The 23,906-nt window shown below is 37.8% G+C and carries 18 protein-coding genes and 1 other RNA gene; 15 read left to right on the top strand and 4 right to left on the bottom strand.

Going from position 1 to position 23,906, the window contains the following annotated elements:
• Positions 1–3 precede the first annotated feature (3 nt).
• The 13 genes from CWD90_RS07540 to CWD90_RS07480 all read left to right on the top strand — a co-directional run bounded on the left by CWD90_RS07540 (position 4) and on the right by CWD90_RS07480 (position 16,955).
• Positions 4–813: a TrmH family RNA methyltransferase gene (locus tag CWD90_RS07540; protein ID WP_103475335.1), complete on the top strand. Its 810-nt coding sequence runs from the start codon at positions 4–6 to the stop codon at positions 811–813.
• Positions 814–874: 61 nt separating this feature from the next.
• On the top strand, positions 875–2,107 hold the full coding sequence (locus CWD90_RS07535; RefSeq protein ID WP_103475334.1) for a M48 family metallopeptidase: 1,233 nt from the start codon (positions 875–877) through the stop codon (positions 2,105–2,107).
• A 44-nt stretch (positions 2,108–2,151) separates the two neighbouring features.
• A complete protein-coding gene (locus CWD90_RS07530; RefSeq protein WP_103475333.1) occupies positions 2,152–4,356 on the top strand; it encodes a RelA/SpoT family protein in 2,205 nt (734 codons plus the stop codon).
• Between the two features lie 41 nt (positions 4,357–4,397).
• On the top strand, positions 4,398–4,853 hold the full coding sequence (locus CWD90_RS07525; RefSeq protein WP_103475332.1) for a Fur family transcriptional regulator: 456 nt from the start codon (positions 4,398–4,400) through the stop codon (positions 4,851–4,853).
• Positions 4,854–4,869: 16 nt separating this feature from the next.
• On the top strand, positions 4,870–6,141 hold the full coding sequence (locus CWD90_RS07520) for an adenylosuccinate synthase (protein WP_103475331.1): 1,272 nt from the start codon (positions 4,870–4,872) through the stop codon (positions 6,139–6,141).
• Positions 6,142–6,252: 111 nt separating this feature from the next.
• Entirely contained in the window at positions 6,253–8,271 is a 2,019-nt protein-coding gene (locus CWD90_RS07515) for an OstA-like protein (protein ID WP_103475330.1), read from the top strand.
• 12 nt (positions 8,272–8,283) lie between these two features.
• The gene (locus tag CWD90_RS07510; RefSeq protein ID WP_103475329.1) at positions 8,284–9,465 is read left to right on the top strand and encodes an aspartate aminotransferase family protein; all 1,182 of its coding nucleotides are present in this window, start codon (positions 8,284–8,286) and stop codon (positions 9,463–9,465) included.
• A 95-nt stretch (positions 9,466–9,560) separates the two neighbouring features.
• Positions 9,561–10,961, top strand: a complete 1,401-nt coding sequence (locus CWD90_RS07505) for a tetratricopeptide repeat protein (protein WP_103475328.1) — start codon at positions 9,561–9,563, stop codon at positions 10,959–10,961.
• Positions 10,962–10,989: 28 nt separating this feature from the next.
• The gene (locus tag CWD90_RS07500; protein WP_103475327.1) at positions 10,990–11,907 is read left to right on the top strand and encodes a DUF368 domain-containing protein; all 918 of its coding nucleotides are present in this window, start codon (positions 10,990–10,992) and stop codon (positions 11,905–11,907) included.
• A gap of 12 nt (positions 11,908–11,919) precedes the next feature.
• Positions 11,920–12,933: a DUF368 domain-containing protein gene (locus CWD90_RS07495; protein WP_103475326.1), complete on the top strand. Its 1,014-nt coding sequence runs from the start codon at positions 11,920–11,922 to the stop codon at positions 12,931–12,933.
• On the top strand, positions 12,911–13,663 hold the full coding sequence (locus CWD90_RS07490; protein WP_103475325.1) for a shikimate dehydrogenase family protein: 753 nt from the start codon (positions 12,911–12,913) through the stop codon (positions 13,661–13,663). Before CWD90_RS07495 ends, CWD90_RS07490 begins: the two co-directional genes overlap by 23 nt.
• 152 nt (positions 13,664–13,815) lie before the next feature.
• Positions 13,816–16,044 (top strand): DUF349 domain-containing protein, encoded by a 2,229-nt coding sequence (locus tag CWD90_RS07485; protein ID WP_103475324.1) that lies wholly within the window; start codon positions 13,816–13,818, stop codon positions 16,042–16,044.
• Between the two features lie 65 nt (positions 16,045–16,109).
• Positions 16,110–16,955: a hypothetical protein gene (locus CWD90_RS07480; RefSeq protein ID WP_103475323.1), complete on the top strand. Its 846-nt coding sequence runs from the start codon at positions 16,110–16,112 to the stop codon at positions 16,953–16,955.
• Positions 16,956–17,077: 122 nt separating this feature from the next.
• Here CWD90_RS07480 and rny read toward each other — a convergent pair whose 3' ends face one another.
• The 4 genes from rny to CWD90_RS07460 all read right to left on the bottom strand — a co-directional run bounded on the left by rny (position 17,078) and on the right by CWD90_RS07460 (position 19,463).
• Positions 17,078–18,643: a ribonuclease Y gene (rny, locus tag CWD90_RS07475; RefSeq protein WP_103475322.1), complete on the bottom strand. Its 1,566-nt coding sequence runs from the start codon at positions 18,641–18,643 to the stop codon at positions 17,078–17,080.
• Between the two features lie 54 nt (positions 18,644–18,697).
• Positions 18,698–18,807: non-coding RNA, 6S RNA (ssrS, locus tag CWD90_RS07470), on the bottom strand.
• Positions 18,808–18,861: 54 nt separating this feature from the next.
• Positions 18,862–19,158 carry a cell division protein ZapA gene (locus CWD90_RS07465; protein WP_103475475.1) on the bottom strand — a complete coding sequence of 99 codons (297 nt, stop codon included), beginning with the start codon at positions 19,156–19,158 and terminating at the stop codon, positions 18,862–18,864.
• A 14-nt stretch (positions 19,159–19,172) separates the two neighbouring features.
• Complete coding sequence (locus CWD90_RS07460) at positions 19,173–19,463, bottom strand: hypothetical protein (RefSeq protein ID WP_103475321.1); 291 nt, start codon at positions 19,461–19,463, stop codon at positions 19,173–19,175.
• 194 nt (positions 19,464–19,657) lie between these two features.
• Here CWD90_RS07460 and CWD90_RS07455 point away from each other — a divergent pair, with 194 nt between their 5' ends.
• Both CWD90_RS07455 and CWD90_RS07450 read left to right on the top strand, forming a co-directional pair.
• On the top strand, positions 19,658–21,346 hold the full coding sequence (locus CWD90_RS07455) for a M23 family metallopeptidase (protein WP_103475320.1): 1,689 nt from the start codon (positions 19,658–19,660) through the stop codon (positions 21,344–21,346).
• Positions 21,300–23,819, top strand: coding sequence for a TonB-dependent receptor (locus tag CWD90_RS07450; RefSeq protein WP_103475319.1), 2,520 nt, complete (start codon positions 21,300–21,302; stop codon positions 23,817–23,819). The genes CWD90_RS07455 and CWD90_RS07450 overlap by 47 nt, the downstream gene beginning before the upstream one ends.
• The last annotated feature ends 87 nt before the right edge of the window (positions 23,820–23,906 follow it).

Raw genomic sequence — 23,906 nt, 5'->3', positions numbered from 1 at the left:
TCAATGAGCCACCCAAAAGAAATCACCAGCACCCACAACCCTCTAATAAAGAGTATCTTATTACTAAAAGAAAAATCCCGGGAGCGAAAAAAAAATGGCCTCTTTGTTATTGAAGGAGTCAAGGAACTTCAACTTGCCCTGAAAGGCAAATACAACCTAAAGATCCTGCTTTTTTATCCTGGTCTTATTAGCTTTGAGATGGTTTTGGAAGTAACTCAAAGTGTTTCACCTAAACCAGAAATTATAGCCGTTTCGAAAGAAATTTTTCAAAAATTGGCCTATAGGGGTACCACAGAGGGTATTTTGGCCATCGCCGCAACAAAGGAACATTCACTGGAATCATTAAATTTCAGAAACGACTCCCCGTTGATTTTAATAGCAGAAGCACCTGAAAAACCGGGCAATATAGGTGCACTTCTTCGCACTGCGGATGCCGCTGATCTAGATGCCGTAATTATTGCCAATCCGAAAAGCGACCTCTATAATCCCAATATAATCCGGTCTAGCGTTGGTTGTGTATTTACGACCAATTTGGCCCTAGGCTCCACACAAGAGATAATTCAATACTTAATAAATAGAAATATAGCCATCAACTGTGCAGCCTTAAGTGCGTCCAAACCCTACACGGAAGTGGATTTCACTAAGCCAACAGCCATAGTAGTGGGTACAGAAGCTACTGGACTATCCGAGGAATGGCTGAACAAGTCCTCTCAAAATATTATAATTCCCATGCACGGAGAAATAGACTCCATGAATGTTTCCGTATCCGCTGCAATACTTATCTTTGAGGCTAGAAGGCAGAGAGGGTTTTAACAAAAGAATCAGAATAAAAGAACTACAGCTTAAATTAATATTGAAATCCATTAATATTTACATGAACAGTAACATCCTATTTTATATAATAATAGCCATATTAGTTATTCAATTTTGTATTGAAACTTTTTTGGAATACTTAAATGCCAAACGTTATTCCGATGTGGTACCAAACGAATTGAGTGATGTGTTTGACCAAGAGGAATATAGAAAATCCCAAGAGTACAAGAAAATCAAATATCGCTTTGGACTAATCAGTTCTGTCTTTTCCCTCTTATTAACATTGTTATTTCTGACTTTTGGAGGATTTGAATGGATCGATTCAGTAGCGAGAAGCCTTAGTCAAAGCCCCATCCTTATTGCCCTGATGTTTTTTGGCATAATCATGATCGGGAATGATATAGTAACCACTCCTTTTTCATATTACCATACCTTTGTTATCGAGGAAAAATTTGGGTTTAACAAGAGTACCAAAAAGTTGTTCTGGACAGATAAGCTTAAAGGATGGATGATGATGATAATTCTTGGCGGAGGGATACTGTCCTTGGTCATTTGGTTCTTTCAATGGGCTGGCACCAACTTTTGGATTTATGCTTGGGCACTCGTTGCTGTATTTTCGCTTTTCATGAACCTTTTTTACAGTAAACTTATAGTACCCCTTTTTAATAAACAGACTCCCTTAGCAGAAGGTAGTTTAAAAAGTAAAATTGAAGCGTATGCAAAAAATGTGGGCTTTGAGCTAAAAAATATCTTTGTCATAGACGGATCAAAACGATCTACCAAGGCCAATGCCTATTTTTCGGGTTTCGGTAAAGAAAAAAGAATAACCTTATACGACACCTTGATCAATGATCTTGAAGAGGATGAAATTGTAGCGGTACTGGCCCATGAAGTTGGACATTATAAAAGGAAACACATTATCTTTAATTTATCTGCCTCCATTTTACTAACTGGCCTTACCCTATTTATTTTATCAATATTCATAAACACCCCAGAGGTATCTTTGGCCATAGGCGTTTCACAGCCAAGTTTTCATGCCGCGCTTATCGGTTTTGGAATACTTTACAGTCCTATATCTGAAATTACTGGCTTGATAATGAACGTTATGTCTAGAAAATTTGAGTATCAGGCAGATGATTATGCCAAAAACACTTTTGCCTCCAAACCTCTGATCACCTCATTAAAAAAATTATCAAAAAATAGTCTAAGCAACCTCACTCCCCATCCGGCCTATGTTTTTATGCACTATTCACACCCAACCCTAATGTCCAGAATTCAAAATTTAAAGGCATAATTTTTGTTGCCTACTAGTATAGTTTGTGCTATTTTTAATTTATGATGACCGAAGCAGCAATAGAGAAAGAAAACAAGGAGATTGCCAAGCAATACAAGGAATTGCTCCGCATAAGCTATCAGAATCTTACCGATGAGGATAAGAAATTGATACGCTCCGCCTTTGATATTGCCGTAGATGCACATAAAAATCAAAGAAGAAAATCAGGAGAAGCCTACATTTTTCACCCTATAGCAGTGGCTAAAATAATAAGCTCCGAAATAGGTTTGGATGCCGTGTCCATTGCCTCCGCACTATTACACGATGTTGTTGAGGACACGGAGTATACTTTGGCCGACATAGAACGTATGTTCGGGGAAACCGTAGCACGTATCGTGGATGGACTCACTAAAATTGCCCACCTAAAAAAGGATATGAACATATCCCAACAGGCTGAGAATTTTAGAAAGATGCTTTTAACGTTAAATGATGACGTCCGGGTCATTATTATAAAAATTGCAGACAGGTATCACAACATGCTCACTATGGATTCCATGCCAGAGCATAAACAAGTGAAGATAGCATCGGAAACCTTGTACATATATGCTCCATTGGCGCATAGAATAGGTCTGTACAACATAAAGACAGAACTGGAAGACCTTAGCCTTAAATATACGGAACGGGATGTCTACGAAGATATTTTGGGTAAAATTGAAGAATCCAAGGAAGACCAACAGTCCTATATTGATGCTTTTTCGGGAGTTATCAGCGAATCTTTGGATAAAGAGCAGTTAGATTATTATATAAAAGGACGGATGAAATCCATATTCTCTATCCGCCGAAAAATGAAGGTTCAGAATGTGGCCTTTGATGAGATTTATGACAAATTTGCCATAAGGATCATTTACAAGTCTGACCGGCAGAACGAAAAGTTTATAGCCTGGAAAATTTATTCCATCGTTACTGACCACTTCACTCCCAACCCTGTTCGGTTACGTGATTGGATTTCCTCTCCAAAATCTACCGGATATGAGGCCCTACACATAACGGTAATGGGACCAAAGGGCAAATGGGTAGAAGTACAGATAAGAAGTGAAAGGATGCACGAGATTGCCGAAAAAGGCTATGCGGCCCATTTTAAATACAAACACGGCAATCAAAAAGAACAAGGAATTGAAGAATGGCTTAACAAACTACAGGAAGCATTGGAAAATGCCAATACGAACGCAGTTGATTTTGTAGAAGAATTTAAGCTTAACCTTTATTCCAAGGAGATTTTTGTATTTACACCTAAAGGAGAATTAAAATCCCTCCCAAAAGGCGCTACACCTTTGGATTTCGCCTTTAATATACATACGGAAGTGGGCATGCACACCAGAGGAGCCAAGGTGAATGGTAAATTAGTCCCATTGAACACCACCCTAAACAGTGGAGACCAAGTAGATATATTAACCTCAGACACCGCCAGCCCCAGCCAAAGCTGGTTAGATTACGCCACTACAGCAAGGGCCAGGGCCAAGATAAAATCTTCATTAAGGGAAGAAAAGAAGTCCACCGCAATGGACGGTAAGGAAATTCTTAGACGCAAACTAAAATCACAAAAAATTACCCTTAACGAGGATACCATAAACAAATTGGTCATATTCTTTAAACTCAAAACCAGTTTGGACTTGTTCTATAGAGTGGGCATAGGAGTTATTGACAATCAGATGTTAAAGGATTTTGCGGCATCTTATAGTAATGCTTTTATTAGTTTCTTTAAGAATAGAATAAGGAGAAACCCAGTTCCTGAAGATATTCATAGAGAGGAAATAACTACTAAATTTGATACGCTTGTTTTTGGCAAGGAAGAGGATAAGCTGGAATATAAATTATCCCAATGCTGCAATCCCATTCCTGGAGACGAAGTTTTTGGATTCGTTAGTGTAAATGATGGAATTAAGGTACACAAGAAAAACTGTCCCAATGCCATATCTCTCCAGTCCAACTACGCCTATAGGATTATTTCTGCCAAATGGATCGATTCTTCCCAAGAGGAATTTACAGTAGAAATAATGCTGACAGGTATAGACAACCTAGGTTTGATCAGTGAAATTACAGAAGTAATCTCTGGCAATTTACATGTAAATATGCGGAATATTAATTTCGGTAACGACGGAGGCACCTTTTCCGGAAAAATTACACTTGTTGTAAAAAATAATGCTATCCTTAAAAAAGTTATAGATAATCTAAAGCGTATTAACGGTATCGATAAAGTGTCCAGAATTTAAATTTTAACTGTACATTTGTACCCTAAAGCTGGGTAAATGCTATGGCCGAAAATAAGAACCAAGAAATAGTTAAAAATGTCTTCACCACTTTTCTAGAGGGAAATGGGCACAGAAAAACACCTGAGCGCTACGCAATTTTACAGGAAATATACGATAGTGAAGAACATTTTGATATAGAATCACTTTATATCACTATGAAAAACAAAAATTATCGGGTTAGCAGGGCTACACTTTACAATACTATTGAGCTTCTATTGGAATGCAAATTAGTTAGAAAACACCAGTTTGGAAAAAACCAGGCCCAATACGAAAAATCCTATTTTGACAGACAGCACGATCATGTTATCCTAACGGATACTGGTGAAGTCATGGAATTTTGCGACCCCCGAATCCAAAGTATAAAAAAGACTATTGAGGAAGTTTTCAAAATTAAGATCAATACTCACTCACTCTATTTTTACGGGACAAAAATCAAGGAAGAGAACACGAATAATTAATCCAATTACATATAGAATGGCAGTAGACTTACTACTAGGACTCCAATGGGGAGATGAAGGAAAAGGGAAAATAGTTGATGTTTTAACAAAAAACTATGACATTATAGCACGTTTCCAAGGCGGACCCAATGCTGGCCACACTCTGGAATTTGATGGTATAAAACATGTTTTGCACACTATTCCCTCTGGAATTTTTCACAAGACTGCGGTCAACATTGTCGGAAACGGTGTGGTAATAGACCCCGTTATCTTTAAAAAAGAGCTCGATAACCTTAAGAAATTCAATTTAGATATTAAGTCTATATTATTTATCTCTAGAAAGGCCCATTTAATTTTGCCTACCCACCGCCTATTGGATGCAGCCTCTGAAACTGCCAAAGGCAAGGCCAAAATTGGATCTACCCTCAAGGGTATTGGTCCAACATATATGGACAAAACGGGAAGAAACGGAATGAGGGTTGGGGATTTGGAATTCTCGGACTGGAAAGAAAAATACAGATCATTGGCCAACAAACATGAGGCTATGATCAACTTTTACAATGTAGAGATCCAATATGACCTAAAGGAATTGGAAGCCGATTTCTTTATGGCTGTTGAAGAATTAAAAAAATTGACCTTCATAGATAGTGAAGAGTACATTTTTAATGCACAAAGGGAAGGCAAAAAAATATTGGCGGAAGGTGCACAAGGATCTTTGTTGGACATCGATTTTGGAACCTATCCATTTGTAACCTCATCCAACACTACAGCGGCAGGTGCCTGTACTGGATTGGGCGTGGCACCAAATAAAATTGGCAACGTCATAGGTATTTTCAAGGCTTACACTACCCGTGTAGGTAGTGGACCGTTCCCTACAGAGCTTTTTGATGAGGACGGTGCCACCATGGGCCGTGTCGGTAACGAATTTGGCGCAACCACAGGAAGACCCAGACGTTGCGGATGGTTAGACTTAATTGCCCTTAAATATGCTGTTGAGATTAATGGAGTAACGGAATTAATGATGATGAAAGCAGATGTACTTAGCGGGTTTAAAACCCTAAAAGTGTGTACTGCATACAACTATAAAGGAAAACAGATAAAACATTTACCTTATAGCATTGAACCGGAATATGTAACTCCGGTGTATACGGAAATGAAGGGTTGGGCAAAAGACTTGACCAAAATGAGCAAGGCTGATGAACTTCCGGACACCTTAATGGATTATATAAAGTTCTTGGAAAAAGAACTGGAAGTCCCCATCAAGATTGTTTCGGTAGGACCCGATAGGACTCAGACGATATATCGATAAACAAAAGCCATCTTTTAAGATGGCTTTTTTGATAATGGCATTTTATTAAAACTATCCCAAACTATAACTTCCTCCCTCAAAATATACTATTTTTGACCAAAATTTTAAACATTGCTTAAGTCCATATTCTTATTATTTACCGTATTCATTTGTTGGAACGGTTGGGCCCAGGAACCGAAGACAGAGGTTAAACAAATAAACATTGTTTATGGAGCCAACTTCACCAAAGATGAAAAACAATATCCCGGTGCGGCCATCTTTAGCAAAGATGATCGGCAGGTGCAATTTGAGCATGAAGGAGCCGATTTATGGTGCGATATAGCCATTTATTACCAAAAGGAGAATAGACTTAAGGCCATAGGGAATATTAAACTTCAACAAGGAGATTCAGTACAATTAACCAGTGGGAAGATAGACTATGACGGCAATCTGAATCTAGCGAAAGCCTGGGAAAATGTGGTTTTGAATCATACCAGCATGACCCTTACCACGGATACTTTACGATTTGACAGGGAAAAACAAGAGGCTTATTACAAAGATTACGGAACCGTTGTAGATTCGTCCAACACCCTTACTAGTAGAATTGGACGCTATTTTACCCAACTTAAAAAATCACAATTTTTAGATAGTGTAAACCTCGTCAATCCAGAATTCAAATTGGTCTCCAAACAATTGGATTATTATACGGTTTCAAAAAATGCCTATTTATACGGACCGTCTACCATTACTGGAGAAACCTATAAAATGTATTGTGAACGTGGGTTTTATGATACCAAAATAGAAAATGGGTACGGAATTAAAAATACCCGGATCGACTATAATAACCGTATTATTACGGGGGACAGCCTGTATTTTGACAAGAAGACCGAATTTGCCTCCGCTACCAACAATATTACAATTAGGGACACTATAAATAATGGATTGATCAGGGCTCACTACGCTGAAGTATACAAGGCCCAAGATTCTGTATTTGCTACCAAAAGAGCCGTATCCATTAATCTCGTAGAGCAGGATTCCCTTTATATGCACGGTGATACACTAATGATCACTGGAAAGCCCGAACAGCGTATACTAAGGGCCTTTAGGAATGCAAAATTCTATAAGACCGATTTAAGTGGTAAATGCGATTCCATACATTTTAACCAAAAGACCGGAATTACAGAACTCATTACCAAGCCTATTATTTGGAATGGCGAAAATCAAATGACCGGCGATAGCATTCATTTACTCTCCAATTTGGCAACCGAAAAATTGGACTCATTGAAGGTAATCAACAATGCCTTTGTTATATCAATAGACACTGTAAGCAAAGTAGGCTACAACCAGGCCAAGGGCAAGGACCTCTTTGGAAAGTTTATAGACAATAAACTGAGTCTTATAGATCTGGTAAAAAACACTGAGGTCATCTATTACATGTACAATGATGACCAAGAATTTATAGGGATCAACAAAACCATATGTAGTGCCATTAAAATGACCCTTGCCAATAACGAGATAGAGGATATTACTTTTATAACCAATCCTGATGGCGATATTTTCCCAGAGAAGGACATCCCTGACAACAGCAGACTACTAAAAGGTTTTATCTGGCGTGGGGATGAGCGTATTCTTACTAAAGACGATATTTTTGACGAAAACGATAATAATATTAAATTGGCCACCATTAAAGGTGTGGAAAACCCTATTGATATAGACGTAAATCCAGATGAGGCGGAAGAAGATCAAAGGATACGCGATTCTATAAATTCCTCCAAATTACCGGGGCCAAGTCCAGTGAAGAAAAAATTGGAAACAAAAAAAATCGACCAACAGAAAAAAGAGTCAAAGCCTACACTTACAGATCAGAAAACTAAAGAACGCTATGAGGAGGGCAACAAAGAAGACGGCTTGGCTCCTGGTTACTATTTAATTGCCAACGTGTTTGAACTCAAGAAAAATTATGAGAAATTCTCAAAAAACCTTACCAAAAAAGGCTTGGAACCTAAATATTTCTTTCGGAATTTCAACCAATTTCACTACGTATATTTAGAACGATTTAATTCATGGCAAGAGGCACTTAATTCCCGTGACAGTAATTTCAACGGTAAATACATGGACGAAACCTGGATTTTTAGAGTATTGGACAAATAGATCGAATGATACATGATTGAGGATTATTATAAATACCAGGCACAGACTTCTGAGCATCCCTTAGCCCTGGAAATCTCACATGCCAAAGGCAGTTATATTTATGATTCCAAAGGAAATGCACATCTCGATTTTGTTGCTGGTGTTTCCGCTTGTAGCCTGGGTCACTGCCACCCAAGAGTGGTAAATGCCATACAGGACCAAGTACAAAAGTACATGCACGTAATGGTATATGGCGAATACATTCAGGAACCCGCTGTTGCCTATACCAAGCTTTTGGCTAATCACCTCCCCGCTCCTTTGGAGACCACTTATCTGGTTAATTCTGGAACTGAAGCCATTGAAGGAGCATTGAAACTGGCAAGAAGGTATACAGGAAGAAGCCAAATTCTAGCCGCCAAGAATGCTTACCATGGAAATACCATGGGAAGTTTGAGCATTATGGGCTATGAAGAGCGCAAAAGTGCTTTTAGACCTCTAATTCCAGACATAGGATTTATTCGTTTTAATAATGAAGAGGATATATTAAAAATAACGGGGAAAACTGCTGCCGTAGTTCTGGAGACCATTCAAGGGGGTGCCGGTTTTATAGTACCGGAAAATGGATATTTAAAGAAGGTCAGGGAAAGATGTACAGCAATGGGCGCCATGCTCATTCTGGATGAGATACAACCTGGATTTGGGCGTACTGGAAAATTGTTCGCCTTTGAATATTTTAATTGCGTTCCGGACATACTTGTAATTGGAAAGGGCATGGGTGGCGGAATGCCTGTAGGAGCCTTTGTAGCTTCGCACAAAATGATGCAGACATTAACAGGAAATCCAAAACTGGGTCATATTACCACCTTTGGCGGTAATCCTGTAATTGCTGCTGCCTGTCTAGCTACCTTGCAAGAATTAACGGAGGGCACACTTATCCAGGAATCCCTGGAAAAAGAAATTCTATTAAGGAAACTTTTACAACACCGACTAATAAAAGAAATTCGAGGAAAAGGCCTAATGTTGGCCTTAATGATGGAAAAACCGGAAATAGCTAATGAAGTTATACTTAAATGTGCTGCAAAAAACCTGATTTTATTCTGGTTGCTTTTTGAACCAAATGCGGTTCGAATTTCCCCGCCATTGACCATTACCACTGAAGAAATCACAATAGGTTGTGAGCTGATTTTGGAGGTATTGGACGGCATGAAACAATAAATTGTTAACTAATTTGTTAATATTATAGACCAAATCTGTCGGAATTAAGGGTTTCAATAGACTACTTTAGTTCCAATGAATAATTAGAAGTTCCTATGGCGTTAGAACCAAACGAGAGACCAGGGCAACCAATTGCTAAGTTTGAATCCATGCTCAAAACAGACGATGTCTACTTCTTTGATGCGGAAGATTTTCAAGATATTATTCATCACTATCTCAATAACGGCAAAATTGCATTGGCTAAAAAAGCCATTAAAATAGGGTTGCAACAGCACCCGGACAGCATTGAACTTAAGTTATTGTCTATAGAGGTCCTTGTCTTTGAAAACAATCTGGAGTTGGCAGAAAAAATGTTGGATGAGCTACAGATATTAGATAGTAGCAACGAGGAAATATACATCCAAAGGGCCAATATTTATTCCAAAAAAGATAATCACGAAGCGGCTGTATCGCTCTTAAACCATGCCCTGGATTTAACCGATGACAGTTTTGATATACATTCACTTCTAGGGATGGAGTATTTGTTCATGGATAATTTTGAGGACGCCAAACGAAATTTCATGATGTGCGTTTCCTTTGATGAGGAAGATTATTCCTCTCTTTATAATGTAATCTATTGTTTTGAATTCCTTGAGGATTTTGACGGAGCCATCGTATACCTAAACGACTATCTGGAACGAAACCCCTATAGCGAAGTGGCATGGCACCAATTAGGTAAAATGTATTTTACCAAAAAGATGCACAAAGAAGCCTTGACTGCTTTTGACTTTGCCATAATTTCCGATGACACTTTTATAGGTGCCTACTTTGAAAAAGGAAAAGTATTGGAAAAAATGGGCAGATACAATGAGGCCATTGAAAACTATGAGACCACTATTACTATTGAGGATCCAACCTCCCATGCCTATTTACGAATTGGAAGATGCCACGAAAAATTAAAAAATGATGAATTGGCAAAATCCTATTATTACAGGACGGTTCATGAAGACCCTTTATTGGATAAAGGATGGTTGTCCATCACGGATTATTACATAAGGCAGGAGGATTATAAAAAAGCATTGCACTATATAAATAAGGCTATAAATATTGATGGAGAAAATTCCAAGTATTGGAAAAAATGTGCCAAGATACATGCTGCCTTAAAAAACAATGATGAAGCCTATTATGCCTATCAACAAGCAGTGGACTTAGGGAACTACGAATTTGACACCTGGTTTCATTGGGCCGATGTAGCTGTGCAAAACCTAGATGTTCATGCCGCGATAGAAATATTGCTCCAAGGCCATGAGTTTTATCCGCAACGATGTGAAATGCAGTATAAAATGGCAGGATTCTATCTGCTAATTAGCGATTTCCCGAGAGCGCAATATCGATTGTTAAACGCCTTAAAGATAGACCTTGAACAACTTCATTTATTCGAGGACGAATTTCCTCAGTTCTTCAATACCAATTGGGCCCAAAACTTAATTGAAGATGTGAAAAATGCTTCCAGATAAATAAGCTATTTTTGTTTTTTTATCATTTATGGAAAATCGCAATCTTTTAAATTACATTGTTATTTTATTAAAAGGAATGGCCATGGGTGCTGCTGATGTTGTACCCGGTGTCTCTGGAGGCACAATTGCTTTTATATCGGGTATTTATGAAGAACTTATTACCAGCATAAATAATGTAAACATTGCCCTTTTAAACACTTTGAGAAAGGAAGGAATTAAATCTTTCTGGATCAAATTAAATGGTAACTTCCTTCTTGCACTACTTCTAGGTATCGGTATTAGCGTGCTATCCTTGGCCAAACTGATTAGCTGGTTAATGGAGAATGAACCTATTCCATTATGGTCTTTTTTCTTTGGACTGGTCTTGGCCAGTATATTGCTTGTGGGCAAGGAAATTAAAAAATGGGAGTTGAGTACTATAATTATAATGATTGTAGGCGCAGCTGTAGCTTATTATATTACCCAATTGCCACCTTCTGAAAATTCGGCTTCCCTCCCCTATTTGTTTTTTTCCGGGGCATTGGCCATATGTGCCATGATTTTACCAGGAATATCCGGGGCCTTTATTCTAGTGCTTTTAGGCTCTTATAAAACGGTTCTGGACGCAGTGCACGAACGCGATCTAAAAATCATAGCAACCGTTGGCTTAGGGGCCATTTTTGGACTGCTAAGCTTCGCAAAACTTCTAAAATGGATGTTTACCCATTACAAAAACCTAACATTGGCCCTGCTCACTGGATTTATAGTGGGCTCTTTGAATAAAATCTGGCCTTGGAAAGAAGTCTTGGAAACCAAGATGTTTGGAGAAAAAATAATTACCATTAAAGAACAGAACGTATCCCCCTTTTCCTTTGATGGTGACTCCCAATTAACAAGTGCAGTTATTTTAGCTTTACTTGGTTTTTCCGTTATTTTTATACTGGAAAAATTGGCATCAAAAAAATAACGCATACCTCAAATGAAAAACCCCAGAACCGTTACGGATAAATTCTTCCTTGTAATAAAAGGCTTGTTTATGGGTGCTGCCAACAAAGTTCCGGGCGTTTCCGGTGGAATTGTGGCTTTTGTAGGTGGTTTCTACGAGGAGTTTATCTATTCGCTCCAAAAAGTAAACGGTAAAGCCTTTAAACTCTTGATCAGCGGAAGGTTGAAAAGCTTCTATCGCTATACAAATGGCCAGTTTTTAATACTACTTATTTTTGGTATGCTGGTAAGCTATTTCAGTGTCTCCAGAATTTTGGATTATTTCTTGGAACGGAATGAGCTCTATGTATGGGCTGCCTTTTTTGGAATGATATTGGGCTCGATTTACTTCATAGGCAAGGACTTTGGACATTGGAAAAAAAGAACCATCACCGCAGGTATTGTTGGACTTACCATTGGAATATCTATAAGTTTCTTAAATCCGGCAACACAGAATGAAAATTTGGTCTTTATATTCTTTTGTGGCATTATCAGTGTTTCGGGAATGACGTTACCTGGACTATCCGGGTCGTTTATTCTAATTCTTTTGGGCAATTATGTACTCCTCTTGGTAGATTCCGTTAATGCACTTTATGATACCTTCTCTGAAATTTTCGGGGGCGACTTCAGTTTTATCGATAATCCAACAAGGTTGAATACCTTAAAGATACTTGCTGTATTTACCACTGGATCCGCTGCCGGGTTAGTGACACTTTCCCATCTTTTAAGCTACGTACTAAAACATTATAAGCCTATTACTACTGCCGTAATTATAGGTTTTATTACAGGTTCTCTCGGAGTGGTTTGGCCATGGAAGCGAACGTTATTTAAAACGGACAATACAGGAAACTTACTATTGGATACCAATCAAAATCCAATAATAAAAAATTACGAAAGGTATTTACCTGATTTGGTATCTTATGAGACTTGGTGGGCTATTTTTTTTATAATTTTTGGAATTTTAATTTTATTAGGTTTAGACTGGTATGGGAAGAATAGAAAGGGATAAATATAGATTTGGTCTAATTGGAAAGAATATTTCATATTCATTTTCAAGAGGTTACTTTACCAAGAAATTTTCCGAGCTAGGGCTGGACCAATATACTTATGTGAATTTTGACCTTGAGCAAATAGATTTATTCAAGGAACTGATGGACCACAATAGCGATATCAAAGGTTTTAACGTTACCATTCCGTACAAGGAACAGATAATGCCCTTTTTATCTAAAATAGACAAAGAAGCTCTGGCTATAGGCGCTGTGAACACTATTAAAATTGTAGAGAATGAAACAGTAGGCTATAACACGGATGTATATGGCTTTCAAAAATCCATTGAGCCCTATTTAAGAAACCACCATACAAAGGCGCTTATACTTGGAACGGGAGGTGCTTCAAAAGCCGTGGCCTTTGTACTCAATAAATTAGGGATAACACATAAATTTGTTTCCAGAAGTCCAGCGGCCCAACAGCTTAACTATTCAGACCTTAGCAAGGAGGTATTGTTGGACCATACGGTAATAGTTAATTGTACGCCTTTGGGAACCTACCCCAATATTAATGACAAGCCGGACATTCCTTATAACTTTTTATCTAACCAACATTTGCTTTTCGATCTTATTTACAATCCAGAAAAAACAGCTTTTTTATTGGCTGGGGAGCAAGAAGGTGCCGAAATTTGCAATGGTGCCAACATGCTTCAATTTCAGGCAGAAAAATCCTGGGAAATATGGAATTCATAGCATAAAAGATTACTAAGTTTCTGAAAACCAAAAAAATATACGTTTACCCCACTTCTAGAATCCTTAAAAAGAAGTTTCATTACCTTTGATATTAAAACGGATGTAATTATATTTCCGTACATTACATATAGAAAGCTATAAACATTCATAAAATGTTAGAAGATAAAGAAGACAACCTGCAGCATAATGTAGGTACAGAGGAAACTTCGGAAACCACCGAACCCATAAAAATTTCGGACACCGAAACTGAAGCCAAATCCGCTCCCGACCCTGAGACAACGGATACCAATTCCGGAGATGATACGGATGAAGTTAACCCAAAGGTAAGTGCGGCCAACGAAGCTAATACTGAAGAAAAAAAGGAGATAATTATAGAAAAATCCGGAGAACCTGCTCCAGAAAGTATCATACCTGCCAATTCTTCTGTTATGGAAACAACGGAAAATCTAGTATCCAATAACGATAATGTGGAAGATACTACAACGGACCAACAGTCAGCTGATGGGGAAACTGTAGCAAAAGACGAGGATGTTTTGGAGGAAATAGATGAATCAAACGCAGAAGATGCGGAAGATTCTGACAATCACCAAAGACACCAGATTCCTATGCCCGATTACCATGCCATGTCTATGGAGAATTTGGTAGGGGAGCTTCAGCGTTTGGTAAGAAATGAAAAAGTCCAGGCTATTAAAAAGCATGTGGATGGAATTAAATATGAATTTGATCTAAAATTTCAAGAATTCATAGATGAAAAGAAGGAGGATTTTGTTAATAGCGGTGGCAACGAAATAGATTTCAGATACAATTCTGTTACAAAAAGACAGTTTAACGAGGTTTATTCCGATTACCGGGAAAAAAGAAATAGTTATTACAAAAGCCTCGAACAGGGACTTAAATCCAATCTTTCCCAGAGATTGGAAATAATCAATGAACTCAAGTCTTTGGTAAATGTAGAGGAAGACATCAACACTACTTATAAGAACTTCAAGGACCTACAGGAACGCTGGAAAAATGCGGGCCCAATACCCCGTACAAATTATAATGATGTTTGGAGAACTTACCACCATCATATTGAAATATTCTATGACTTTCTTCATTTAAATAGGGAGCTCAGAGATTTGGATTTCAAGCACAACTTCGAGGAAAAGCTTAAAATTGTTGAGCGGGCAGAAGAATTGGTCCAAATGGAAGATTTAAGCAAAGCCTTTCAGGAACTACAGACACTTCATAAAATATGGAAAGAAGATATTGGTCCTGTCGGCAAAGATCACAGGGAAGAGATTTGGGACCGCTTTAGCAATGCTACCAAATTACTACATCAAAGAAGACAGGAATATTATAAAGACCTAGAAAAGGTTTACGAACAAAACTTGGAAAGGAAAACCGAGATTATCCAATCCATAAGTACAATAGCCTCACATATTGCATCTAGTCACAAAGAACTACAACAACAAATAAGTGAGGTCGAAAAATTACGTGATTTCTTCTTTAAAGCCGGGAAAGTACCTCAGAAAGTCAATGAGAAAACTTGGGGAAGTTTCAAGGATGCAGTACGTGAATTCAACAGAAACAAGAATAACTATTACAAAAACTTAAAGAAAGACCAGCAAGTTAACCTTGATAAAAAAAGGGCCTTATTAGAGCTTGCCACTACTTTAAAGGATAGTGAAGACTGGGAAGCCACCACTCAGGAGCTAAAAAGAATTCAGAACGAATGGAAGAAAATCGGGCATGTTCCCCGAAAATACTCCGACAAAATCTGGAAGGAATTCAAAAGCGCATGTAACCACTATTTTGACCGTTTCCATGCTTTAAAAAATGAAGCTCATAAGGAAGAGGCTGAGAATTTTGAACTAAAAAATGCCTGCCTAGAAAATTTAAAGAATTTTGAACTAAGTGGGGATAAGGCCAAGGATATGGCCACCATTAAAGACTTTATTTCAGAATGGAAAGAGGCCGGGAGGGTACCCTTTAACAAAAAGAGTATAAATGCCAAGTTCAATAAAATTCTAGATGCACTTTTCAAGAAATTAAATATCAATAGACAAGAAGCCGAGCTATTGAAATACGGGAATAAGATTCAGCAGTTGGCCAATAATGACAACGACTATGCGATCTCCAACGAGCGTACTTTTATTAGAAGAAAAATTGACGAAAGTAAAAATGAAATTAGACAATTGGAGAACAACCTTCAATTCTTTTCGAATGCCTCCGAGGACAATCCTCTAGTAAAGGATGTAATTAAAAACATAAACAATCACAAAGATTCATTGGCCACATGGAAAGCTAAACTTAAAAAGTTGAACATTCTGGAAAATAATTTGATGAAAGAGGCCGAGGATATGGAAAGTGAGGAAAACACAACTACTGACGAAGAATAGAGATCAACCTATATAAATTAAAGCATAAGCCTATTGGGATAAGAAAGTTTAGTTTTATTATAGCAGTGTGTCTTGTTATTTTATTAACAAGCTGCGGTACTCCTAGAGTAATTGTAAAGGAAACAGGGAATAGCCTTGCCAAATCGATATTGCAACACGATTTCATTTTTGTTATAACAAAAGAAAATCCAAATCTAAATGACTCTCTTTTAATCGGCACCATTGCCACCAAACATAATGCCTTTACAGGAGATTGCAACCTGCGACAAGTTAAACAAACGGCCAAAAATAAAGCCATGGCAATTGGTGGTAATTTAATATTTATAACGGAACATAAGCGCCCAAATCTGCTTTTAAATCCATGCCATAGAATACAAGGTAATATATACGCAGTTCCCAATCCAGAAGACTTTGAAAAAGAAATTCTTTGGAAGCCTAACAGGAAACTAAAAGTCACGGACTTTAAAGGAACTGTAGAGGGCAAGCCCTTTATTGCGGCCACAAATGCCTATTTTGGCTATACTACCAGTGTAAAAACCAAGAAGAACTTAGTTATCGTAGAAGTGGATACCTATTTTGACTGCGAAGCCTCCTACTTTAAAAATAATGAGAACCAATCCTTGGTATTAAATCACGAACAACTACACTTTGATATTACCGAAATCTACGCTAGGAAATTTATACAAAGATTACAGCAAGAGATTAAGAGTTATAAGGACTTAATAAAAAAAGTGGAACATATAGGAGATGAAGTCGATCAGGAACTTCAATTAAAACAAGAGGCCTATGACACTGAGGTCTATAGTAATTTATCGCAACAATCCCTTTGGAACGAATGGACCGAAGCCGCATTAGAGGAACTGGCCATTTACAAAAATAAGACTATTAATAGGCCTTATAAGGAGGATTAATAAAGGCTTCCCTTTTACCTGATTTCAGGGATAGATATACAATCAATATTACATAGAAAAGCCTTCGCTACAATGATTGTTTAATTCATTTTAAGGAAGGCTTCTAAAAAAATCTATATATTCTACTTGGCCACGTTTACCGCTCTAGTTTCCCTAATTACGGTAACTTTCACCTGACCAGGATAAGTCATATCAGTTTGGATTTTTTGCGAAATTTCAAAAGATAGTTCGGCCGCCTTATCATCACTCACTTTCTCACTTTCAACGATAACCCTTAATTCTCTACCTGCCTGAATGGCATATGCCTTTTGCACACCACCAAATCCAAAGGCTATCTCTTCTAAATCTTTCAGACGCTGAATATAAGAATCCAACACCTGTCTTCTTGCCCCTGGCCTTGCTCCGCTAATGGCATCACACACCTGTACAATTGGGGCAATGAGGGTTTTCATTTCAATCTCATCATGGTGAGCACCTATCGCATTACAAATATCTGGTTTCTCTCCAAATTTTTCCGCCCATTGCATACCAAGAATTGCGTGAGGCGTTTCTACCTCAGCCTCGGTATTGGGCACCTTTCCTATATCATGTAAAAGACCGGCACGCTTGGCCAATTTTGGATTTAATCCCAACTCGGCAGCCATTACGCCACAAAGTTTTGCAACCTCTCTGGAGTGTTGTAATAAGTTTTGGCCATAGGAAGAACGATATTTCATTCTACCCACTGCTTTGATCAATTCAGGATGCAGTCCATGTATCCCCAAATCGATTACCGTACGTTTGCCTATTTCAACAATTTCCTCCTCTATCTGTTTTTCGGTCTTTTTAACGATCTCTTCAATTCTTGCAGGGTGTATTCTTCCGTCCGTCACCAATTTGTGCAAAGACAGGCGTGCCACTTCTCTACGAACCGAATCGAAACATGAAAGAATAATGGCCTCAGGAGTGTCGTCTACTATTATTTCAACCCCTGTAGCTGCTTCCAACGCTCTAATATTTCGCCCTTCACGACCTATTATTCGCCCCTTCACATCATCGGATTCCAGGTTAAATACGGAAACACAATTTTCGACGGCCTCTTCCGTACCAATGCGCTGTATGGTGTTGATAATTATTTTTTTAGCTTCTTGTTGTGCCGTAAGCTTTGCTTCCTCCACTGTGGCTTGTATATAAGCCATAGCATCTGATTTCGCGGTATCCTTTAAAGATTCCATCAATTGTGATTTGGCATCATCGGCGGACAACCCGGAAATAACTTCCAATTGTTGCACTTGACTCTTATGCAGCTTTTCCAACTCGGATTGTTTCTTTTCTAGAAACTCGCTCTTGTAATCTACCTCTTTTAGTTTCGTCTCGAGTTGCTCGCCCAATTTTTTACCTTTGGCCAATTCACTGCTTATTTGGGACTCCTTATCCCTAGTCCGTTTTTCTGATTCCGAGATTTTCTTATCCTTATTGATAATTACCTTCTCATGCTCGGCTTTAAGTTCCAAAAACTTTTCTTTGGCCTGAAATATTTTATCCTTCTTTATATTCTCCCCTTCAATACTTGCTTCTTTTATTAAGTTCGCCGCCTCTTTTTTTGCGCTGGCGATGGTTTTGGAGGCCTTGCCCTTTTCCATAAATTTTGCAATGGCAAAACCAATTGCCAATCCAACCAATCCTATTATTATTGCTATACTATCCATATTTAATTTGAAAATTATTTATAAAAAAAGCCCACATTGATGGAAGTTTTGTACAAACCCCGATGAACAGGTTTAGGGCTACCAGACTGCTCAAGGATCCTTATACTAGTAAGGCATGCTTTTACAACCTAAACTCACCCTTTTCAAACAAATTAGTGTTGAGTTTGTCAAAAATTAATTACCAATGTGGGCAGTAACTATATTTATTTTAAAGAACGTTATTTCATCCCTAGCTTGGAATCTACCAACAGATTAAGTGCTTTAAGTCGCTCTGCAGCTTCTTTCACCCCTTCTGTCTGATCTATTCCTTTTTGCTCAATCTTGGAAGCAAACTGAAGTGCGCACATGGCCAACACATCTTGCTTATCCCTAACGGCATAGTTTTGCTCAAATTTCTTTGCCAGCTGTTCTATGTTTTTAGCTGCCTTTCTTAGCCCCTCCTCTTGCAGAGGATCTATGGTCAAGGGATATACCCTATCTGCTATAGAAAGCTTTATCTTGAGCTTCTCTGCCATATTATTCATTTACACTATTCTGAAAGTTGGGCTATACAATGGTCCAACTCTCTTATCAATGTGTTTATTTTAAGCTTAGCTTCGGTCTTATTTGTATCACTGCCCAGCATAGAACTTGCCATTTTTAGTGAATTGTATCTTTCCTGCCATTCACTCACAGAAACCCTAGTTGCTTCGTGATCATTTTTTACAGAAACTAATTCTTCTTCCAATTTTATATTCGTGTGGTGCAATAGCTCTAACTTATGCAGCAACTTACTTATTTTATTTTCTAAAGAATCAACAATATCTACCAATTCACCCATTTGCAAATATCAATGCATTTTACACAAAGTTAACACACCTCTTTATACTTAGCAATTCTTTTTTCAATTATTCTTAAAGTTAAATTTGCACCCTCAATTTAAGAAAAAAAAATGACCCCATCTTCATTATATAACACAGACTTTTTTTCAATTAGAATGGTATTAATTACATTCGTACCAATTATTAAATAATTATGAAAGGCTTTATCTTAGGATTTTTTTTATTTACATCAATATTTTATGGGCAAGCTCCTTATCCTCAGGATTTTTTCCGAGCCCCTTTAGATATTCCAATAATATTATCCGGAACATTTGGCGAATTGCGTTCCAACCATTTTCATTCAGGGATTGATATAAAAACGCAACAGCGGCAGGGATTACCCGTTTATGCAATTGGCGATGGTACAATTACGCGGATCAAAGTTTCTGAATGGGGTTATGGCAAAGCACTATATATTGCCCATCCTAATGGGTACACTTCCGTCTATGGCCATCTTCAAAAGTTCTCACCCGATATAGAGGCCTACATCAAGAAGGTTCAGTATCAGAAAAAATCTTTTGAAGTGGAAATTTTTCCCGACTTTTCGGAACTTAATGTCGAAAAAAGCGAACTAATTGCCTTTACTGGAAATACAGGTGGATCTGCCGGACCCCACCTACATTTCGAAATTAGGAGCAGTGCTTCAGAAATGCCAACTAACCCCCTCCTACATGGATTGGAAGTTAGGGACGCTACAGACCCGACCTTACTGGATGCTTATGCTTATCCCCTTTCAGAAAACTCACAGGTAAACCAAAGTCAGGAAAAAATAAAACTAAAATACCATAGACAAAGTGATGGGACTTATCTTGCTGACAAAGTAACGGCAATGGGAACCATTGGATTTGGGATAAATGCGTTTGACCGGCAAGATTTGGCTGCCAATAAAAATGGAGTTTATTCTGTTAAACAAATAGTGAACGGGAAAACATATACCGAATTCAATTTTGAAACCTTCTCCTTTGTTGAAAGTCGCTATATAAACACCTTGATAGACTATGACCATTTTAGCACTTATAGGGAACGAATTCAAAAGTGTTTTAAGGAAGAAAGCAATCTCTTGGGTATTTACAAAACTATTTTTAACAATGGTGAAATTGAGGTAAGCGAAGGCCTCTCCTATAATGTGGAGATTCACATCAATGATCTTGCAGGTAATCTCACCAAATTGATAATCCCTGTGGAAGGGAAACAACAGGAAATAGTAATCCCTAAAATAGAAGAGAAAACAGACCAGTATATTATAGCAAAAAAGCCGAATAATTTTGATTTGGGTGGTGCAAAAGTATATTTCCCATCGAATACCTTTTACAATAATTTTTATATCGACCTAAAAAAAGGGCAGGACACCGTTACCATACACAACAGTAAAGTACCAGCACATAGAAACTTTACCATAACCTTTGATGTCACAAAATATTCTGACCAAGAAAGAAAACAATTATTTATAGGAAGATTGGATAGCAATGGATCCGCAAGCTACGCCTCCACTTACAAACGCGGGACGACCTTTACAACACGAACTAGGAATTTGGGAACTTATACCTTGGCGAAAGATACCATTGCTCCTCAGATTAGACCGAAAAATTTTAAACATAAACAATGGTTAACCAACTTTAGTTATTTAAGTTTAAACATTTCTGATAATCTTAGTGGAATAAGCTCCTACAATGCAACACTAAACGGAGAATGGATACTTTTGGAATATGAGCCCAAAACCAATACCATTACCTACAACTTTGATGATCTTATATTGGACAAAAAGCAATGTGATTTGAAAGTCGTGGTTACCGATAATGTTGGCAACAGCAGTACTTTCACAAGTACGTTTTACAGAAAATAAAACATTGAGACTTTATAAACTATTTTTTCTGGTCTTTTTTATGGGGACATCTCCCCTTTTAAAGGCACAAACGGCTACCATAACAGGTGTGGTTTTTGATGAAAACCAAACCCCTTTGCCCAATGTTAATATCACCACGGAAAACAAAGGGACTTTTTCCGATATAAATGGGTTTTATATATTGGAAATTGTAGCGGACCAGGAAACATCTATAACTTTTTCCCATCTCGGTAACAAAAAGCTAATACTTAGGGACCTAATTCTAAACACTAACGAGAATTACGAATTTAATCCCGTTCTACCTAATGAAGCGATACTAATTGCTGGAGTCGTTGTAACCCCTTCCGGAACCAGATATGCCGAAGGAATTACCACCATTTCATCGGATATTGTTCGAAATATTCCCGGATCCAATGCCGGGGTCGAAAATATTTTAAAGCTTTTACCAGGTGTTTCCGTCAACAATGAGCTCAGTACCCAGTACATGGTAAGAGGTGGCAATTATGACGAAAACCTAGTTTATGTAAACGACATTGAGATATATCGACCATTTCTAATTCGTTCAGGACAACAAGAAGGGTTAAGTTTTATAAACAGTGATATGGTGGAAAATTTACAATTTTCGGCTGGCGGCTTTCAAGCCAAATACGGTGATAAACTTTCCTCGGTTCTTGATATCAACTATAAAACTCCTGTTGCCTTTGGCCTTAAAATAAATGCAACCTTACTAGGCACAGCAGTTACTTTGGAAGGTGTATCAAAAAATAAAAAATTATCATCTATTACAAGTGTTAGGTCTAGGGACAACAGCCTACTTGTAAATAGCAGTACAACCAAAAGTAACTATAATCCAGCATTTTTTGATATTCAACAATACACTACCTATATCTTTACACCAAAGTTCCGGATTAGCTATTTAGGTAATCTTTCGATCAACAATTACAGAAACAAACCCTTTACAAGGCAGACAAATTTTGGAACCTTGGACGATATAAAAATATTAACGGTATACTATGCTGGAAGTGAAAAAAGCCAATTCAGGACCAACCTCAATGCCCTGAAAGCAGAGTATAGAATTAACGACAGAACAACTATTAAACTAATTTCTTCTTTATATTTCAATAGGGAACAAGAATATTCAGATGTCATATCACAATACCAGCTTGGCGAGCTAAATGCAACTATTGAGGATGATAATTTGGGCCAACCTACACCATCCAATGGATTGGCAACACAATACGACCTTGCGAGAAATGATTTGGATGCTAAAATTTTTAATTTGGAACATAAAGGAACGCATTCCAAAGATGGAAAAGTTACCTCATGGGGCCTCAAATATGAACATACAGATATTCGTGACCAGATCAGAGAGTCAGAATTCATAGATTCTTTAGGGTTTATGATTCGCCCGCCTAATTCAGGATTTCAGCGAAATGAACCTGAAATCCCCTTCGAGGCACCGCTGGTTCCTTTCGCAGGAATAATTGCAAAGAATTCGGTAAACACCAATAAACTATCCGGATTTGTACAATATAGCCAACAAACGCAATGGAACGGCCATAACCTTTATTATAACCTAGGGGCCAGAGCCAGTCATTGGGTGGTAAAAGGCAAAGATCTTACGAAAAGTACACACACCATATTTAGTCCCCGAGCCCAAGTTTCAATTAAACCGGATTGGGAAAAAGATATGTTATTCAGGCTCTCGGGTGGCGTCTACCAACAACCTCCTTTCTATAGGGAATTAAGGGATAACTCCGGTACGGTCCATCCCGAAGTTGAAGCCCAAAAATCTTTTCATGTGGTCTTGGGAAATCAGTACAGTTTTAAATTGTGGCAAAGGCCATTTACATTAACTGGGGAGGCATATTGGAAAAAATTGACCAATGTAAACCCATATACTTTGGAGGACGTTCGTATACGTTATGCCGCACTTAACAATACCAAAGCCTATGCTTATGGGGCAGAATTTAGACTGAACGGAGCTTTTGTTCCCGGAACAGAATCGTGGTTTAGTTTAGGATACTTAAAAACCAAGGAAAACATTAATGACCAAGGTTATATCTCAAGACCTACAGACCAGCGCTTAAAAGTTGGAATCCTTTTTCAGGATTATATGCCAGAGGTCCCAGATATTAAAATGTATTTAAACCTAGTATATAATACAGGTTTGCCGGGTGGTTCACCAAGCTATGCGGATCCTTATCTCTTTCAAAATAGATTAAGGGATTATAAACGTGCAGATTTAGGAATTTCCTATATTTTTGTGGGAGCAAATAAATCCTACGACAAAAACTCGTTCTTACGGCTTTTTAAGGAATTAAGTGGAGGTGTTGAAATATTTAATTTATTTAACAATCAAAATTCCATAACCAACACCTGGGTTAGGGATTTGATCAATGAACAGCAATTTGCCGTACCCAATTTTATGACCGGGCGTATTTTAAATATAAAAATAGAGATGCAGTTTTAGTATTGAGAATAAGAAGATAACAAATTGGACCAGGACATTGGATTATAATTATTTAATGGTCACAATATAAAAAAGAAATATAAATAG

Origin of the sequence: Arenibacter catalasegens, from assembly GCF_002909235.1 — a bacterium.
In the GTDB taxonomy this organism is placed as follows: domain Bacteria; phylum Bacteroidota; class Bacteroidia; order Flavobacteriales; family Flavobacteriaceae; genus Arenibacter; species Arenibacter catalasegens.
The sequence above is the reverse complement of the archived record's forward strand: the minus strand, read 5'-3'. Positions and strand labels throughout refer to the sequence as shown.